This window comes from Brevundimonas sp., from assembly GCF_016742135.1.
Classification (GTDB): Bacteria; Pseudomonadota; Alphaproteobacteria; order Caulobacterales; family Caulobacteraceae; genus Brevundimonas.
Map to the genome: position 1 here is coordinate 288,303 of NZ_JACVCG010000002.1, position 15,625 is coordinate 303,927.

Below are 15,625 nucleotides of genomic sequence, written 5' to 3' on the forward strand. Positions count from 1 at the left end.
CGGTGCTCTCCGGCGTGAATCGAGCGCAAGCCTAACATGTCGGTGAATGCGGGAGCCATTGACCGGCCCATGCGCTGTGGCGGAGGGTGGTCCCAAAGATCTGCAGGAAGGGAGGCGGCGTCATGGTGCGCTTTGTTGTTCAGGCCCTGGTGACGATGGTCGGGCTGTGGCTGGCGGACTATCTGATCACGGGCGTGTCCTTTGCCTCGACCGGGTCGTTGATCGCGGCGGCTATCATCCTCGGGATCGTCAATGCCTTCGTGCGGCCGATCCTGGTGGTGGTCACCTTCCCGATCACGGTGATCACCCTGGGGCTGTTCCTGCTGGTGGTGAATGCGGCGATGATCGGCCTGACTTCGCTGTTTCTGGGAGGCTTCGTGGTTGACGGCCTGTGGCCGGGCATCGGAGCCGCCATCGTGACCGGCATCGTCAGCTGGATCGCGGGCGCCTTCATCCCGGACGAGGCGAAGGGGTGAGCGTGTCCCCGCCGCCGGTCAAGCCGCGGCTGTCGCTGGTCGGGCCCGGGATTGTCGTCGCGGCGACGGGCATCGGGGCCGGCGACCTGCTGGCGACCCTGATCGCCGGTGGGCGCTTTGGCTATGTGCTGCTGTGGGCGGCGCTGGTCGGGACCCTGTTGAAGATTGCGCTCGCCGAGGGCGTCGGGCGCTGGACACTGGCGTCGGGGCGGACCCTGTTTGACGGCTGGGCGCGGCTGCCGGGGCCGTCGGTGCGGGTCGGCGGCGGGCAGAGGCTGAACTGGGCCGGGCTCTATTTCGGTATCTACGCCATCCTCTGGGGCTTTGTGTACGGGGCCAGCGCCATGACGGCGACGGGCCTGCCACTGACGGCGCTGTTCCCGGCGCTGGACCTGAAGACGTGGGGCATGATCACCGGCGTGATCGGCCTGATCCTCGTCTGGCTGGGCAGCTATGGCCTGTTCGAGAAGATCATGGCCGGGCTGGTGGCCATAATGTTCGTCACCGTGGTCGGGCTGGCGGTGCTGGTCACCCCGGACCTGCCGAGGTTGATCACCGGGCTCTGGCCGACCCTGCCCGCGGGGTCGGGATTCTATACGCTGGGCCTGATCGGCGGCGTGGGGGGCACGATCACCATGGCAGCCTATGGTTATTGGCTGACGGCCAAGGGCTGGAAGGGTCCGGAGTTCATGCCGGTGATGCGCTGGGACAACCGGATCGCCTACGGCATGACCGGCATTTTCGTGGTGGCCATGTTGATCGTGGGGGCCGAGCTGCTGCATGCGGCGGGTATCGCCCTGGCCAGTGGAGACAGGGGCCTGCTGAACCTGTCGGATGTGCTACGTGAGCGGTTCGGCCAGCCGATTGCGATCCTGTTCCTTGTCGGTTTTCTGGCGACCACCTTCTCGAGCCTGATCGGGGTGTGGCAGGGCGTCAGCCTGATGGTCACCGACTTTGTCGCCCATGCGCTGGGGCGGTCCGATGACCCGACCATGACGGGGTCGAAGTCACCGGCGTTTCGCGGCTATCTGCTGTGGCTGACCTTTCCGCCGATGGCCCTGCTGTTCATCGACCGGCCGTTCGGGCTGATCGTGGCCTATGGCGTGCTGGGCAGCCTGTTCATGCCATTCCTCGCGGGGACGCTCATCTGGCTGCTGAACGGGCGGGACCAGCCGGCCGCGTGGCGCAGCGGCTGGCTGTCGAACGGGGCACTGGGGCTGGCGGCCCTGCTGTTCGCGGTTCTGGCCGGGCAGCAGCTGTACGAGATCATCACGGGCTGAGGACGCCCCCGGCTTGCCGTCGCGGCAGGCTTGGCCTACCCCTCCGCACGCGGAATCACAGCTATGGACCCGGACGCATGACCCTCGCCTTCCTCTTTCCCGGACAGGGCAGCCAGACCGTCGGCATGGGCGGCAGCCTGGCCGGGGCCTTTGCCAGCGCCCGCGAGGTGTTCGACGAGGTGGATGAGGCCCTGGGCCAACGCCTGTCGATGCTGATGCGCGAAGGGCCCGAGGACCAGCTGACCCTGACCGAGAATGCCCAGCCGGCGCTGATGGCCGTGTCGGTGGCCGTGGCCCGGGTGCTGAAGGTCGAGTTCGGGATCGATGTGTCGAGGGCGGGCTATGTCGCGGGGCATTCGCTGGGCGAGTATTCGGCCCTGTGCGCCGCGGGCGCGATCAGCCTCGCGGACACTGCCCGCCTGCTGAAGCTGCGCGGTCAGGCCATGCAGCGCGCCGTGCCGGTCGGCAAGGGGGCCATGGCCTCGCTGATCGGGCCGAAGACGGATCTGGCCCTGGCCGAAGCGGCCGCAGCAACGGGTTCAGAGGTCGGCGTCTGCGTCGTCGCCAATGACAACAATGCCGGCAATATCGTGATCTCGGGCGACAAGGCCGCCGTCGATCGCGCCATCGAAAAGGCCAAGGAACTGGGCGCGCGCGCCATTCCGCTGAACGTCTCGGCCCCCTTTCACTGTCCGCTGATGCAGTCGGCCGCCGACGAGATGGCCGACGCGCTCGCTGATGCGAAGATCATCGCGCCCGCCGTGCCCGTGGTCGCCAATGTGACGGCGCGCCCCGAGACCGACCCCGAGGCGATCCGCCGCCTGCTGGTCGAACAGGTCACCGGCCGCGTCCGCTGGCGCGAGAGCATGGAGTGGATGGCCGGTGAAGGCGGCGTGACGCGCTTTGCCGAAATCGGCTCGGGCAAGGTCCTGACCGGCATGGCCAAGCGCATCGCCCCCGACGCCGAAAGCCTGGCCCTGAATGCGCCGGAGGATCTGGACGCGTTCGCAAAGACGATCTGAACCGGAGACATCAGAATGTTCAACCTCACTGGAAAAACGGCCCTTGTGACCGGGGCCACGGGCGGGATCGGCGGGGCTATTGCCCGCGCGCTGCATGCCCAGGGGGCGACCGTCGTGCTGTCGGGCACGCGCGAGGCGGTGCTGCAGGATCTGGCGAAGGAACTGGGTGACCGCGCCTTTGCTGCGGCGGCCAATCTGTCGGATGCGGAGAGCGTCGACGGCCTGATCGCGCGCGCCGAGGAAGCCGCCGGGGCACCGCTGGACATCCTGGTCGCCAATGCGGGGATCACGAAGGACGGCCTGCTGATGCGGATGAAGGACGAGGACTTCGCCGACGTCATCAAGGTCAATCTGGAGAGCTATTTCCGCCTGTCGCGCGCGGCCATGAAGGGCATGATGAAGCGCCGTTCGGGCCGGATCATCGGCGTGACTTCGGTGGTCGGGGTGACCGGCAATCCGGGCCAGACCAACTATGCCGCGTCCAAGGCCGGCATGATCGGCTTTTCCAAGTCGCTGGCGCAGGAGGTCGGCTCGCGGGGGATCACGGTCAACTGTATCGCGCCGGGCTTTATCGCCAGCCCGATGACTGATGTGCTGAACGACCAGCAGCGCGAGACCATTCTGAAGAACATCCCCGCCGGGCGGCTGGGCACAGGCGACGAGATCGCCGCCGCCGCCGTCTATCTGGCCTCGGACGAAGCCGCCTATGTCACCGGCCAGACCCTGCATGTGAACGGCGGGATGGCGATGATCTGAGGGGAACCTCAGAGGACGGCAGTCGTGAGCGCAACGACCGCCACAACCGAAAGTCACTTGCGTTGCAACCTAGGCGATACTAGCGTGCCCTCGTTCGACTAACGGGGGTGTGTGGGGGTGAGGGTATCGCGGCGGGCGTATCTGCTGGGATTGGGGGGCATGATCGCCGCCCCGTCGGCGCTTGCGGGACAGCAGGTTTACCGCGCTGAGGACACGGTCGAGATCGAGCACGAGGATCGCGTATTCCGGCTCAACCAGGCCGTCGACCGGCTGGGCATCACCCCGCGCCCGCGCTTTAATGTTGTGCGGGTGCCGCGCGATCGTATGCCGGCGAATTTCAAGGTCTCGGTCCCGGTGCTGAGGGTGTCGTTCTCGGAACGAACCTTCTTTGACACCGCCCAATGGCGGATCCTGCCGACCGGCCTGCGAGCGGTGGAGGCCGTCGCGGCGGCTGCCCGCGGGGAGGCCCCGGATGTGGCGATCTTCGTGGCCGGCCATACGGACAATGTCGGCGGCGACGAATACAACCAGAACCTGTCCGTCCGCCGCGCCGATGCGGTGTCGGAAGCCATGATGCGGTTCGGCGTCGGTGATGTCGCCCTGTGGCGGGTCGGTTTTGGAGAGTCGGCGCCGCTGTACGCCAACGATTCGGACGTGAACCGCAGCTATAACCGGCGGGTCGAGTTCCTTTTCGGTGCGCGGGTGGAGCCTGTCGTTCACGTCCTCAGCGGGCAACGCGAGGAGCAGGTGTGCATCTCGTCGAATGTCGCCGAAAGCCGACGCTGTCTGGTCGAACTGCCGGCCCGGACCACCTTTGTCGCGACCCAGGCGACCCGGCGCCCCATCGGGGTCGGCGGCGATGGGCGGGTTTCGGCCCCTGTGCCTGCGGGTGGGAGATCCGCCTCATCCACCTCTGGTCCCGGAAGTCTGGCCAGCGCGCCGGTTCCCCAAACCCTGACAATTCCCCTGCATCGTCCCCGGACGATCCAGGCGCCCCGCCGATGAAAGGCTCGCCCATGGAAGGCTCCACGGATCACACCCTTTTCGAAAGCGGCGATGCCGTTCCGGATCCAGACGCCATGAAGGTCTGGCAGGCCCTGGACCTGTCGGACCGGTCGGCGCTGTGCACGGAACTGATGGAGGGGCTGGAACGGGAACAGTCCGATCAGGGCCGTGTCGAGCTGACGGACGAGTTGGGGACCTATCCGCAGGGTCTGACCCCCGAGATGCTGAGCTGGTTTCAGTCGCGCATCCAGCCGATCCGGACCGCCGCCCTTCAGCATCTCCGCTCCGGATTTGCGGCGGCAACGCTTGGAAAGACCGCCGTGGGGCGCGGCACCCTGGTCGAGATGGAGCGGGCAAGAAACCAGCATGATCGCCTGCTGACCTATCACCGCATCCACAGCGACCTGCGGCGTAACCACCACGACCTGCTGGCGGAGCGTGACGCCCGGCAGCGGGAGTTCGAGGAGGCCCGTGCCGAGCACGGCAACCGTGATCCCATCATGACCAATCCCTGGCTGTACTGGGGGGGATTGATCACCGTCGTGGGCATCGAGATCGCGATCAATTTCGACAGCCTCATGAAGCTGCCGATGATCAAGAGCGGGATGTTCGCGGTCGGCATGGCCATTCTGGTGGGCCTCGCCGTCGGATTTGCCGCGCACGTCCACGGCACCATCCTGAAACAGTGGCACTACTGGTTCAACAGCTTCGACAGGACGCGCATCTGGAAAGCCACCCGAAAGCTCGGCATTGGCGCGGGTCTTCTGGCGCTGGCGCTGGGCCTGATCGGCTGGTCCCGCATGTTCTATGTGATGCCGTTGATCGAGCTTGCCGAAGTGACGGGCGAGACCCCGCCAAGCATGATTTTCTCGATCATGTTCATGACCCTGAGCAACATCATTGTTTATGGCGTGGGGGTCATCTGGGCCTATTTCCATCATGATGAGGACCCTGACTATCCGCCGAAGAAGGTGCAGGTGGATCAGGCTCAGGCCGCGGCCATGGTTGAGACGCGGAAAATCAACACTCGCCTCAAGGAGGCCGACGACAAGGCTGCCCACCGTGAGAAAGAGCTGGATGCGCTGGAAAAGGCGCAGAAGGCCAGCGTCTCGTGGGAAGCCAACAGCAAGGCTTTGGCCGCCTTTCGCGCGGTCGACCACAAGGTTGCGGCGGCCCTGCATCGATATCGTACCGCACTGGTGAAGCAGATGCAGGGCGAGGGGACGTCGCCAAAATTCGTCCAGCCCGTCGTGACGCGCGACGATGCCGCGCGCGAGGAAGTGCTCACCGGCGCGACCTATCTGGGCCGCCCCATCACGCTGAAACTGCTCTGAGGATGGCTCGTATGCGTCACGTGATGTTTGCTGCCCTGGTCGCCCTGCTGATCGCCGGGTGCAAGGGTGACGGGGCCGCGACGGGAGCCCCGGGAGGGGGGACGCACCGCGCCATCCTTGATGAAGCCTGGTGCAATCGTGAAGGTCTGACACCCGCCCTGCGCCAGACGGTGTTTCTGGTTGACGAGCGCGCGCTGGTCCCGGGGAAGGGGGCCGCGTTCCGGACGGCGAATCCGAAACTGTTCGAGGCCATGAATACCCTGGCAAGTCCCAGCCAGGGCCAGGCCTCGGGGATAATGGCGCCCCGCGAACGCCTGACGGTCTATGTCATGCCGTCGGACGGGGGCGCGCCGCGCCTGATATACAGTGGCTGCGCGCCAGGTTTTTCCGCGGGCGAACTGGCCGATGCGCAATCGAACCGGTCTCGCGTCGGAGATTTCGTCGGCGGGTCGCTTGCCGGTGAGCTGGAGAGCGCGACCGAGGCGTACAATCGACGTTTCATCCTCAGCATCGCCCGGATGGGCGACATCGCTGCGCCCCCGCCGGTCCGCGCGGGAGATTTCGCCCGCTCAAGCCTGCTGTCGTCGCTGTCCGCCGTGCGGCAACTGGCCCGGGACGGGGCCGGGGTCGCGCGCTACTTTGTCTTCACGGATCTGGCGACATTTCCGGACATGTCCGACAGTACGGCCGCGCGCGAGGCGGGCTTCGAACTGGCGCGCGAGTCCCGGCTGTTCCTGGGCGGCGCGGACGTTGTGCTGATCGGCTCCCAGGGCAGCGGAACCGCGGGTTCCCGCGATTTCGCAACGGCCTTCTTCCTGGGCAGCCAGAGTGACCTGCTGGGATGGGGCAGCGGCGCGCTCGGTTCCTTGCCGGCGGCGCCGGTCGCGGTCCAGACCTATAGCGGCGAACTGCGCTATCCGGGCATGCGTTATCCCATGCGCCTGATCATTGGTCGGGACGCCCAGAACCGCCTGGTCAACAGCTGGCTGTTCGTCACTTCGGATGCCGAATGGGCCACACCGGTCGGCGGGTCGCTCAGGTGCTCGGGCGATGTCTGCGAACTTCTGTCCGACAACAGCGGTCTGGGGCAGCGCTGGAGTCTCAATACCGACGCCAAGCCGGAATTCGACGCGGAGCTGCCCCTGAGCGGCATGCGCGCCATCACAGCCGAGATCGCGCCCGACCATGCCAGGGGCGAGATCTGGGACCCCGATGTCGACGGGTTTCTGGACGCCCCGACCGTCAAATCCCTGCCTTTCGAACTGAACCCGTTCTGATCCTCAGGAGATGGAAATGAAAAAGCTGATTGTACCGGTGGCCGTGGCATCCCTGGCCCTGACCAGTTGCGCCACAGCGGGCGGCACCGCCATGGACCGCGCCTGGGGGCAGTGCGGGGTCGCTGTCGTCGGCGGCGCTGTTCTGGGCGCCATCATCGGCAACAACACCGGCAGCGGTAACGCCCGCCAGGGTGCCGGCACCGGCGGTCTGGTCGGGGTTGGCATCTGTGGCGTGCTGCTGGCCATGGCTTCCGAGGAGGACAAGCGACGCATCCGGGAGGCTGAGTATGCCGCCCTTGAAACCGGCCAGGACCGCGAGGACAGCTATGTCGGCAAGGACGGCAAGCGACGCACGATTCTGGTCCGCACCGAGGATGCTCCGCCGCGCGAGTGGAGTGTCCCGGTCGACGCGACGCAGACGGCTGCGGCACCGGATCAGAAGCCGGGTACCGTGACCGACATCTGTCGCTATCGGCAGACCACGCTGACGGTCGAGGATACGGGGTCGGGATCCCTGGACCGCGAACTGGTGTGCCGGAACCCGCATACCCGCACGTGGGAAGTTCAGAATGCCTGATTAGCCGGGGGGGGGGCCTGAACCCTCTCGACAATGTCAGTGCCGGGTGGGCTTCCCCCCGCGAGCGACTGTGCTAAAGGGCAGGGGCACACGGCGGCGGCGAGTCCGGTTCAGGCTTGCGCCGACGACCACGCCGTCATACGGCAGGCATGTAAGACAACTGCCGCACCCTGCGGCTTATCAAGGCAGAGACACCCATGTCCGATACTCTGGAACGCGTCCGCAAGATCGTCATCGACCACCTGGACGCTGATCCCGACAAGGTCACTGAAAAGGCCAGCTTCATCGACGACCTGGGCGCCGACTCGCTCGACAACGTCGAACTGGTCATGGCCTTCGAGGAAGAATTCGACATCGAGATCCCGGATGATGCCGCCGAGCACATCCAGACGGTCGGCGATGCCGTGAAGTTCATCGACGAGAAACTGGCGGGCTGATGCCCGGCTGAAACCGGCCCGATGGCCGCCGTGGTGTGCCCCTAGCGGGTCCGCCCGGCGGCCATTAGTGTTTGTGGCCACAGTGGAATCGATAGGAGCCGCCAAGATGCGTCGTGTCGTCGTGACGGGACTGGGCCTTCTGACCCCTCTGGGGGCGGGCGTGGAACACAGCTGGAAGGGCATTCTGGAAGGCCGGTCGGGCATCCGGCCGATCACCACCTTCGACACCGAGGGCTGGGGCTGCACGATCGCGGGCGAGGTTCCGAGCGTCGACGGGCGGGGCGGCGGCACGCCGGGCACGCCGGGCGTGTTCGACCCCGACAGCATCATGTCGGCCAAGGACCGCAAGCGCGTCGACAACTTCATCCTGTACGGGATTGCGGCCGCCGATGAGGCGCTGGCCGATGCCGGCTGGAAGCCCGAGAGCGATCACGACCGGGAACGCACCGGGGTTATGATGGGCTCGGGCATCGGGGGGCTGGGCCCCATTGCCGATACCTCGCTGGAGCTGGAGGCCAAGGGGCCCCGCCGGATCAGCCCCTTCTTCATTCCCTCGGCCCTGATCAATCTGGCGTCAGGGCAGATCTCGATCCGCCATGGACTGAAGGGTCCGAACCACGCCGTGGTCACGGCCTGCGCCTCGGGCGTGCATGCCATCGGCGACGCGGCCCGCATGATCGCCATGGACGACGCTGATGTCATGGTGGCGGGCGGGGCCGAAAGCTCGATCGTGCCGATCGGCATCGCGGGCTTCCTGGCCTGCAAGGCGCTGTGCACCGATTTCAACGACACGCCCGAGAAGGCCAGCCGACCGTACGACAAGGACCATGCGGGCTTTGTCATGGGCGAGGGCGCGGGCGTCGTGGTGCTGGAGGAATATGAGCACGCCAAGGCGCGCGGCGCGAAAATCTATGCCGAAGTGGTCGGCTATGGCATGAGCGGCGACGCCTATCACATCACCGCGCCCTCCGAGGACGGCGACGGGGCGTATCGAGCCATGGCGGCGGCGGTGAAGCGGGCCGGGATCCAGCCGGGCGACATCGACTATGTGAATGCGCATGGCACCTCGACCATGGCCGACTGGATCGAACTGGGCGCGGTCGAGCGGCTGGTGGGCGATGCGGCCTCGACCGTCGCCATGTCCTCGACCAAGTCGATGACGGGACACCTGCTGGGGGCGGCCGGGGCCATCGAGGCGGTGTTCACCGTGCTGGCCATCCGCGACCAGATCGCGCCGCCGACGATCAATCTGGACAATCCGGAACGGGAGACCGCCATCGACCTGGTGCCGCACAAGGCGAAGCCGATGAAGATCGACGTGGCCATGTCGAACAGTTTCGGATTTGGCGGCACCAATGCCAGCCTGATCCTGAAGAAGGTCGACCAGAGTGGCGGGTAAGGGGCTGGCGCCGTCCGACTCGAAACGGCCGCTGGGAGCCGCCCTGCTGGCGGCATCGGCGACCTTCAGCCTGTTTCTGATCGGGGCCCTCATCTGGGGCTGGAGCGTCTTTTACGCACCCGGGCCCTCGGCGCGCCAGGGCGATACGACCATCGTGGTGCTGCCCAGCGGGGCTGGCGTGTCGGCGATCGGGGCGACGCTCAAGCAGGCCGGGGTGATCCGCTCGACCGACATGTTCAAGGCGGCGGTGACCCTGACCGGGGCGGATCGCAAGCTGCGCGCGGGCGAGTATGAGGTGCCATCGGGCGCGTCGCTGCGCTCGGTCATCAGCCTGCTGGTCGAGGGCCGGGTGGTGCGCCACTATGTGACCCTGCCCGAAGGGTGGTCCTCGGCCCAGGCCTTTGACATCCTGATGGCGGAAGAGCTTCTCACCGGCCAGATCGAGATCCCGGAAGAGGGCACGCTGTGGCCCGACACCTATGAGATCACGCGGGGTGAAAGCCGGGCCTCGGTCATCGCGCGCATGCAGAGGGCGCATGATCGCAACCTCGCCGAGTTGTGGGCCCAGCGCAGTCCGAACACAGTGGTCAGCTCACCGGAGGAGGCCGTGATCCTCGCCTCGATTGTCGAGAAGGAAACCGCCGTGGCCGAGGAACGGCCGATGGTAGCCTCGGTCTTCTCGAACCGGATCCGGCTGGGGATGCGGCTGGAGAGCGATCCTACGATCATCTATGGCATCACCCAGGGGCGGCCTCTTGGGCGGGGCATTCGCCGCTCGGAGCTGGATCGGCGGACGGACTGGAACACCTATCAGATTGACGGCCTGCCGCCGACGCCGATCGCCAATCCAGGGCGGGAGGCGATCACTGCCGTCCTGAACCCGCCGCGGTCCGACGCCCTGTTCTTCGTGGCGGATGGCACCGGGGGTCACGCCTTTGCCTCGACCTATGCTGAGCATCAGCAGAATGTCGCGCGGTGGCGGGCGATTGAACGCCAGAGACAGGGCTTGCCGCCGGCCGAGGTGCCGTTGCAGGTCGAGCCCGCGCCAGAGACGGGCGCCGACATCACCATCCTGCCGCGCGGGACCCGGCCGGAATGACCGGACTGTCCGGCATGACCGGTTTCGGCCGGGCGGAGGGGGCGCTTGACGGCTGGGTCTGGACGGTCGAGGCCCGCTCGGTCAACGGGCGAGGTCTGGAGGTCCGCTTCCGGGGCCCGCCCGGGTTCGACGGCCTTGAGCGGCAGGCGAAGGCGAAGGCCCAGGCGCTGATGAGCCGGGGCCAGGTGACGCTCGGCGTGCAGGCGCGGCGCGAAGCAGACGCCGCCGGGGAGGTTTCCGTCGATCAGGCCTTGCTGGATCGCTATCTGGCGCTGTCGCTGGACCTGGTCGAGCGCGGGGCCGAGCGTCCGCGCGCCGACGGGCTCTTGGCGCTGCGCGGTGTTCTGGACCGTCCGGAGGAGGCGGAAAGCGAGGACCAGAAGGCCGCGCTTGAGGCCGCCATGAGCGCCAGCATCGATCAGGCCCTGACAGCGATGGTCGAGGCGCGGCATGTCGAGGGCCGTCAGCTGCTTGTTCTGATCGAGGGCTTCCTTGCCCAGATCGCCGACCGGGTTGAAGAGGCCGAGGCGGAGGCCGCCGCCCAGACAGAGGCGGTGCGCGAGCGCTTTGGCCGGCGGATGGCCGAGCTGACGCCGGACACGCCGGAGGTCGCGGACCGCATCGTGGTCGAGGCGGCGGCGCTGGCCGCGCGGGCCGATGTGCGCGAGGAGCTGGACCGGCTGCGGGCCCACCTGGACAGTGGGCGGCGCCTGCTGGGCCAGCCCCCGGCGGGACGCAAACTGGATTTCCTGATGCAGGAGTTCATGCGGGAGGCCAACACCCTGTGTTCCAAATCGGCGACGGTGGAGTTGACTCGGGTCGGTCTGGCGTTGAAGGCCACCATCGATCAGTTGCGTGAACAGGTTCAGAATGTCGAATGAGCGTATGCCCCGCCGGGGCGTCCTGTTGATCGTCGCCAGCCCGTCGGGCGCGGGGAAGACCTCGCTGTGCCGGCGGCTGATGGCCGATCACGCGGGGCTTGAGCTGTCGGTCAGCATGACCACACGGCCCATCCGGCCGGGCGAGCAGGCGGGGCGCGACTACCATTTCGTCGACCGCGAGGAATTCCAGCGGCTGGTCGAGGCGGACGCCTTTCTGGAATGGGCCAATGTGCACGGCAATCTGTACGGATCGCCGCGCGCCCCGGTCGACCGGGCCCTGGCCGAGGGCCGGGACGTGCTGTTCGACATCGACTGGCAGGGGGCCCGCGAGGTGGCCCGCCGCTGCAAGGAGGACGCCGTACGCGTCTTCATCCTGCCGCCCAGCCTGGAAGAGCTGCGCCGACGGCTGGTGACCCGCTCGCAGGACGCGGAAGAGGTCATCGACCGCCGTATCCGCAACGCCAAAGGCGAGATCGAGCACGCGGACGAGTTCGACTATGTGTTCGTCAATGACGACTTCGACCGCTCCTATGCGGAGCTGGCCCACATCTATCATGCGGAGCGGTCGCGCCGGTTTCGCAACGTCTGGGTGCGGGCCTATCAACAGGCCCTACTGAACGAGAAGGTCTAGCCTTCTAAGCGGGCATTTCGGGATTGGTGTTGACCATCCAGGGCACGCCGAACTTGTCGATCAGGCTGCCGAACCCGGGTGACCAGAAGGTCGCCTCGAACGGCATGACGGCCTTTCCGCCTTCGCTCAGGGCGTCATACCAGCGGCGCGCCTCGTCGATGTCGTCGGTGTGCAGGGTGACGTCGAAGCCGTTCTTCGGCTTGTCGATGCCGGGTGCCCAGTCGACGTCCATGTCCGCGCCCATGATGGCCTGGTCGCCGACCTCGAGCCAGCAGTGCATCAGCCAGTCCTTGTACTGGGCCCCCACCGGCATGTCGGGCGGGCCATCGGAATAGGGGAGGGCGGCGGTGATTTTTCCGCCCAGAACCTTTGCGTAGAATTCGAAGGCTTCGCGGCACTGGCCGCGGAAGCTGAGGCTGGTGACGATCTTCATGGAATTCCTCCCGTTCAATCCTTGTGAGTGGCCAGCCAGGCTTCCAGCCGGTCGGTCGTGCTGGTCCAGCCATGACGATGGCCTTCCAGACTGCGCTGGGACTTCAGGCCGGCGTGGGTGAAGTCCATGTGGGTCTTGCCGTCGTCGGTGTCGCTGAACACCACGGTGACCAGGGTGTCGGCGGGCGGGCCGTCCTCGTGGCTCTCGTCCCACTTGAAGGTGAAGACGAGACGCTCGTTCTCGACGATCTCGACATAGGTGCCGCCCTGCCAGAGCTCTTCGCCCGTCTCGACCGAGCGCAGGCATTTTCGCCATTCGCCGCCCACGCGGAAATCCTGGGTGGCCCTGATGGCCGGCCATTCGACCGGGCCCATCCACTGAACGGCCATCTCAGGCCGGGTCCAGGCCATCCAGACCAGCGGCCGTGGCGCGTCGAACACCCGCGTCATGTGCAGGGTGGGGCGGGTCGCGAGATCGTCGGTGAGGGTCATGTCAGAGGGTCTTCAGCAGGTCACCCAGCTGGTCAGCGCACTGGCCCCAGCCGTCATGGAAACCCATCGCTTCGTGCTGCTTCATCGTCGCCTCGTTCCAGTGATGGGCGGTGGCCGTGTATTTCGTGCGGCCGTCGGGCAGGGGCTCCAGCTCGATACGGCTGACCATGAAGGGCTGGCCGGCGGGCTTCCAGTCGGGCGTCAGGCCGTCGGTCGAGACGATGCGCCGGTTCGGGATGACCTCGAGGAAGACGCCTGTGTTCGGGAATTCCTGGCCATCGGGCGAGCGCATGGTGAACTTCGTCAGCCCACCGGGGCGGGGGTCGCAGACCGCTTCGGTGATGGTCCAGGGCCGGGGGGCCAGCCACTGCCTGATCAGCTCGGGCTCGGTCCAGGCGCGAAAGATTTTCTCGGGCGGGGCGTCGAAAATGCGCTCCAGCACCAGGTCGAAATTGTGGGCCGCTCCGTCCGTGTCGCACGGATTGTCAGTTTCGTGGGCCATCGTCTTTGCCTTTTTGCAGATTTCTCAGATAGCTATCGAGGCGATCGAACGACGCGTCCCAATAGCGGCGATAGTGTTCCAGCCAGTCGGCCACGCCCTTCAGGGCCATGGGCTCCAGTTTCGCGGGGCGCCACTGGGCCTCGCGGCTGCGGCTGATCAGCCCGGCCTTTTCCAGCACCTTCAGGTGTTTCGACACGGCCGGCAGGCTCATGTCGAACGGCTCGGCCAGTTCGTTGACGGTGGCTTCGCCCTCGCACAGCCGCGCGAGAATGGCCCGACGGGTCGGGTCGGCGAGGGCGGCGAACTGGGCACTGAGCGGGTCGGGGGTCATGGCAGCCATGGTATGTAACTGAAGGGTTAAATATCCGGGGGTCTGTCTCTTGTCAACCGATCGGTTAAGTGAAGCGTGGGGATCCGGGTTCACCGTCTGAATGGTCTGAATTCGGGCATGCGTCGGCTGGAGTTTCCGTCCTTCTCCCGATGGGAGAAGGTGGCGCGTGAGCGCCGGATGAGGGGCGGCGGCTTCATTCGGCGCAAGCCGTGGCAGGACCGGTGCGGCGGCTCACGCCGAAGGACGCGTTGAGCCCCTCACCCCCAACCCCCTCTCCCAACGGAGAGGGGACTCATGGAAAATGTTCATCACAGGGGGCACACGCGGATCTGGTCAGGAGTGGCAATTCTGGCGCGGCCATCCTGTTTGAGGGCGTGAGCCCAGCACTCAATCAGCGAGAGACAGGCGGTCCGCATTGAGGGATGCTGGGGCGGTCCCTATGCTGGAGCGGATCATGAAAGCCCTTGTTCCCATTCTCGCCGCGCTGACGCTCGTGACCGGTCCCGCGCGGGCCCAGGATCCGGGGGCGGTGATTGATGCCCTGCATCAGGCTGCGCGCGAGGCGGACGGTGAGACCTATTTCACCCTGTTCACGCCGGATGCTCGCTTCATCGGCACGGATGCGACCGAGCGCTGGACCGTGGCGGAGTTCGAGGCCTATGCCACGCCCTATTTCAGCCGGGGGCAGGGCTGGGACTATCAGGTGATCACCCGGGACCTGTCGATCCTGCCGATCGCGTGCCGGTGTGTGGCGGTGTTCGACGAGGTGCTGGAGAATGCGAGCTATGGCACGGTGCGTGGCTCGGGCGTGCTGAGGCTGACCGACGAGGGCTGGAAGATCGAACAATATGTGCTGAGCTTTGCCGTGCCCAATGAGGTCGCGCGCCAGGTCGTGGCCGTGATCCGCGCAGGGGAAGCCGCCCGGCCCTGATGGAGTTCGAGGACGACGCCTTTGTGCTCTCGGCCCGTCCCCACGGCGATACGGGCGTGGTCGCGGACCTGCTGACCGAATATCACGGGCGGCGGATGACCTATGTCGCGGGCGGCGCGTCACGCCGGATGAAGCCCTTTCTGCAGCCGGGGTCACGGGTACGGGCCGCCTTTCGGGCCCGGGACGACAGCCAGCTGGGCTCGGCCCGGCTGGAACCGCGAGGCGAGGACATCAGCCAGCTGTTCGACTCGCCGCTGGCCCTGGCGGGGCTGGCGGCTGCAACCGCCGTGGTGCAGGGCGCCTTGCCGGAGCGGGAGCCCGAGCCGGGTGTCTTCGCGGCCATGGAGGCGCTGATGTCGGCCTTTGCCCACGATGCGGTCTGGCCCGCCGTGTTCATCCGCTTCGAGCTGGGGCTGCTGGCCAGTCTGGGGTTCGGTCTCAATCTGGATGTCTGTGCGGTGTCGGGGGCGACGGATGACCTGGCCTGGGTCAGCCCGCGCACGGGGAGGGCGGTCAGCCGGACCGAGGGTGCGCCCTATGCCGATCGCCTGCTGGGCCTGCCGCCCTTCCTGCTGGGCAATCAGGCGGCGGTCGTGGAAGGGGATGTCGGCCTGGGCCTGGCCCTGACCGGCCATTTCCTCGAGGCCTGGGTCTTTCATCCGCGTGACAAGCCCCTGCCGCCCGCGCGGGACTGGATGATCGAGCGCCTGCGGCGATCCGGCTTGTTATAGGCCCAGTCGGGAGACTAGGGTCGCGCCGAAAG

The 15,625-nt window shown here is 66.8% G+C and carries 19 protein-coding genes; 15 read left to right on the plus strand and 4 right to left on the minus strand.

What is annotated here, in order from left to right; all coding sequences use genetic code 11:
* Positions 1 to 122 precede the first annotated feature (122 nt).
* The 13 genes from IBJ06_RS04980 (at position 123) to gmk (ending at position 12,174) form a co-directional block, all read left to right on the plus strand.
* Entirely contained in the window at positions 123 to 476 is a 354-nt protein-coding gene (locus IBJ06_RS04980; RefSeq protein ID WP_292157822.1) for a phage holin family protein, read from the plus strand.
* Positions 473 to 1,756: an Nramp family divalent metal transporter gene (locus IBJ06_RS04985; protein WP_292157824.1), complete on the plus strand. Its 1,284-nt coding sequence runs from the start codon at positions 473 to 475 to the stop codon at positions 1,754 to 1,756. The genes IBJ06_RS04980 and IBJ06_RS04985 overlap by 4 nt, the downstream gene beginning before the upstream one ends.
* Before the next feature lie 77 nt (positions 1,757 to 1,833).
* Complete coding sequence (gene fabD, locus IBJ06_RS04990) at positions 1,834 to 2,778, plus strand: ACP S-malonyltransferase (protein WP_292157826.1); 945 nt, start codon at positions 1,834 to 1,836, stop codon at positions 2,776 to 2,778.
* A 15-nt stretch (positions 2,779 to 2,793) separates the two neighbouring features.
* Positions 2,794 to 3,534 (plus strand): 3-oxoacyl-[acyl-carrier-protein] reductase, encoded by a 741-nt coding sequence (gene fabG, locus IBJ06_RS04995; RefSeq protein WP_292157827.1) that lies wholly within the window; start codon positions 2,794 to 2,796, stop codon positions 3,532 to 3,534.
* 159 nt (positions 3,535 to 3,693) lie between these two features.
* Complete coding sequence (locus tag IBJ06_RS05000) at positions 3,694 to 4,539, plus strand: OmpA family protein (protein ID WP_292157829.1); 846 nt, start codon at positions 3,694 to 3,696, stop codon at positions 4,537 to 4,539.
* Entirely contained in the window at positions 4,536 to 5,873 is a 1,338-nt protein-coding gene (locus tag IBJ06_RS05005; RefSeq protein ID WP_292157831.1) for a hypothetical protein, read from the plus strand. The genes IBJ06_RS05000 and IBJ06_RS05005 overlap by 4 nt, the downstream gene beginning before the upstream one ends.
* Positions 5,874 to 5,884: 11 nt before the next feature.
* Positions 5,885 to 7,150 (plus strand): hypothetical protein, encoded by a 1,266-nt coding sequence (locus IBJ06_RS05010; protein WP_292157833.1) that lies wholly within the window; start codon positions 5,885 to 5,887, stop codon positions 7,148 to 7,150.
* A 16-nt stretch (positions 7,151 to 7,166) separates the two neighbouring features.
* A complete protein-coding gene (locus tag IBJ06_RS05015) occupies positions 7,167 to 7,727 on the plus strand; it encodes a hypothetical protein (RefSeq protein WP_292157835.1) in 561 nt (186 codons plus the stop codon).
* 197 nt (positions 7,728 to 7,924) lie between these two features.
* Complete coding sequence (locus IBJ06_RS05020) at positions 7,925 to 8,164, plus strand: acyl carrier protein (RefSeq protein WP_092312098.1); 240 nt, start codon at positions 7,925 to 7,927, stop codon at positions 8,162 to 8,164.
* A 106-nt stretch (positions 8,165 to 8,270) separates the two neighbouring features.
* Positions 8,271 to 9,563: a beta-ketoacyl-ACP synthase II gene (fabF, locus tag IBJ06_RS05025; protein WP_292157837.1), complete on the plus strand. Its 1,293-nt coding sequence runs from the start codon at positions 8,271 to 8,273 to the stop codon at positions 9,561 to 9,563.
* Positions 9,553 to 10,662, plus strand: coding sequence for an endolytic transglycosylase MltG (mltG, locus tag IBJ06_RS05030; protein WP_292157839.1), 1,110 nt, complete (start codon positions 9,553 to 9,555; stop codon positions 10,660 to 10,662). The genes fabF and mltG overlap by 11 nt, the downstream gene beginning before the upstream one ends.
* Positions 10,659 to 11,543, plus strand: coding sequence for a YicC/YloC family endoribonuclease (locus tag IBJ06_RS05035; protein ID WP_292157842.1), 885 nt, complete (start codon positions 10,659 to 10,661; stop codon positions 11,541 to 11,543). Before mltG ends, IBJ06_RS05035 begins: the two co-directional genes overlap by 4 nt.
* Positions 11,533 to 12,174: a guanylate kinase gene (gene gmk / locus IBJ06_RS05040; protein WP_292157844.1), complete on the plus strand. Its 642-nt coding sequence runs from the start codon at positions 11,533 to 11,535 to the stop codon at positions 12,172 to 12,174. The genes IBJ06_RS05035 and gmk overlap by 11 nt, the downstream gene beginning before the upstream one ends.
* Positions 12,175 to 12,178: 4 nt before the next feature.
* On the opposite strand, the gene IBJ06_RS05045 is transcribed toward gmk, so the two are convergent.
* The 4 genes from IBJ06_RS05045 to IBJ06_RS05060 are packed head-to-tail and all read right to left on the minus strand — an operon-like array spanning position 12,179 to position 13,931.
* A complete protein-coding gene (locus tag IBJ06_RS05045; protein ID WP_292157846.1) occupies positions 12,179 to 12,607 on the minus strand; it encodes a VOC family protein in 429 nt (142 codons plus the stop codon).
* A 14-nt stretch (positions 12,608 to 12,621) separates the two neighbouring features.
* The gene (locus IBJ06_RS05050; protein ID WP_292157863.1) at positions 12,622 to 13,098 is read right to left on the minus strand and encodes an SRPBCC domain-containing protein; all 477 of its coding nucleotides are present in this window, start codon (positions 13,096 to 13,098) and stop codon (positions 12,622 to 12,624) included.
* Position 13,099: 1 nt separating this feature from the next.
* On the minus strand, positions 13,100 to 13,600 hold the full coding sequence (locus tag IBJ06_RS05055) for an SRPBCC family protein (protein WP_292157865.1): 501 nt from the start codon (positions 13,598 to 13,600) through the stop codon (positions 13,100 to 13,102).
* Positions 13,584 to 13,931 carry a metalloregulator ArsR/SmtB family transcription factor gene (locus IBJ06_RS05060; RefSeq protein WP_292158518.1) on the minus strand — a complete coding sequence of 116 codons (348 nt, stop codon included), beginning with the start codon at positions 13,929 to 13,931 and terminating at the stop codon, positions 13,584 to 13,586. Before IBJ06_RS05060 ends, IBJ06_RS05055 begins: the two co-directional genes overlap by 17 nt.
* A gap of 454 nt (positions 13,932 to 14,385) precedes the next feature.
* Between IBJ06_RS05060 and IBJ06_RS05065 the strand changes: the two genes are divergently transcribed.
* Positions 14,386 to 14,862: a nuclear transport factor 2 family protein gene (locus tag IBJ06_RS05065; RefSeq protein WP_292157867.1), complete on the plus strand. Its 477-nt coding sequence runs from the start codon at positions 14,386 to 14,388 to the stop codon at positions 14,860 to 14,862.
* A complete protein-coding gene (gene recO / locus IBJ06_RS05070; RefSeq protein ID WP_292157869.1) occupies positions 14,862 to 15,593 on the plus strand; it encodes a DNA repair protein RecO in 732 nt (243 codons plus the stop codon). The genes IBJ06_RS05065 and recO overlap by 1 nt, the downstream gene beginning before the upstream one ends.
* The last annotated feature ends 32 nt before the right edge of the window (positions 15,594 to 15,625 follow it).

Bases quoted from the DNA above. Each gene is read 5' to 3' on its own strand.
- IBJ06_RS04980 (WP_292157822.1), top strand. From the start codon at position 123: ATGGTGCGCTTTGTTGTTCAGGCCCTGGTGACGATGGTCGGGCTGTGG.
- fabD (WP_292157826.1), top strand. From the start codon at position 1,834: ATGACCCTCGCCTTCCTCTTTCCCGGACAGGGCAGCCAGACCGTCGGC.
- fabG (WP_292157827.1), top strand. From the start codon at position 2,794: ATGTTCAACCTCACTGGAAAAACGGCCCTTGTGACCGGGGCCACGGGC.
- IBJ06_RS05000 (WP_292157829.1), top strand. From the start codon at position 3,694: ATGATCGCCGCCCCGTCGGCGCTTGCGGGACAGCAGGTTTACCGCGCT.
- IBJ06_RS05005 (WP_292157831.1), top strand. From the start codon at position 4,536: ATGAAAGGCTCGCCCATGGAAGGCTCCACGGATCACACCCTTTTCGAA.
- IBJ06_RS05010 (WP_292157833.1), top strand. From the start codon at position 5,885: ATGCGTCACGTGATGTTTGCTGCCCTGGTCGCCCTGCTGATCGCCGGG.
- IBJ06_RS05015 (WP_292157835.1), top strand. From the start codon at position 7,167: ATGAAAAAGCTGATTGTACCGGTGGCCGTGGCATCCCTGGCCCTGACC.
- IBJ06_RS05020 (WP_092312098.1), top strand. From the start codon at position 7,925: ATGTCCGATACTCTGGAACGCGTCCGCAAGATCGTCATCGACCACCTG.
- fabF (WP_292157837.1), top strand. From the start codon at position 8,271: ATGCGTCGTGTCGTCGTGACGGGACTGGGCCTTCTGACCCCTCTGGGG.
- IBJ06_RS05035 (WP_292157842.1), top strand. From the start codon at position 10,659: ATGACCGGACTGTCCGGCATGACCGGTTTCGGCCGGGCGGAGGGGGCG.
- gmk (WP_292157844.1), top strand. From the start codon at position 11,533: ATGTCGAATGAGCGTATGCCCCGCCGGGGCGTCCTGTTGATCGTCGCC.
- IBJ06_RS05045 (WP_292157846.1), bottom strand. From the start codon at position 12,607: ATGAAGATCGTCACCAGCCTCAGCTTCCGCGGCCAGTGCCGCGAAGCC.
- IBJ06_RS05050 (WP_292157863.1), bottom strand. From the start codon at position 13,098: ATGACCCTCACCGACGATCTCGCGACCCGCCCCACCCTGCACATGACG.
- IBJ06_RS05055 (WP_292157865.1), bottom strand. From the start codon at position 13,600: ATGGCCCACGAAACTGACAATCCGTGCGACACGGACGGAGCGGCCCAC.
- IBJ06_RS05060 (WP_292158518.1), bottom strand. From the start codon at position 13,931: ATGACCCCCGACCCGCTCAGTGCCCAGTTCGCCGCCCTCGCCGACCCG.
- IBJ06_RS05065 (WP_292157867.1), top strand. From the start codon at position 14,386: ATGAAAGCCCTTGTTCCCATTCTCGCCGCGCTGACGCTCGTGACCGGT.
- recO (WP_292157869.1), top strand. From the start codon at position 14,862: ATGGAGTTCGAGGACGACGCCTTTGTGCTCTCGGCCCGTCCCCACGGC.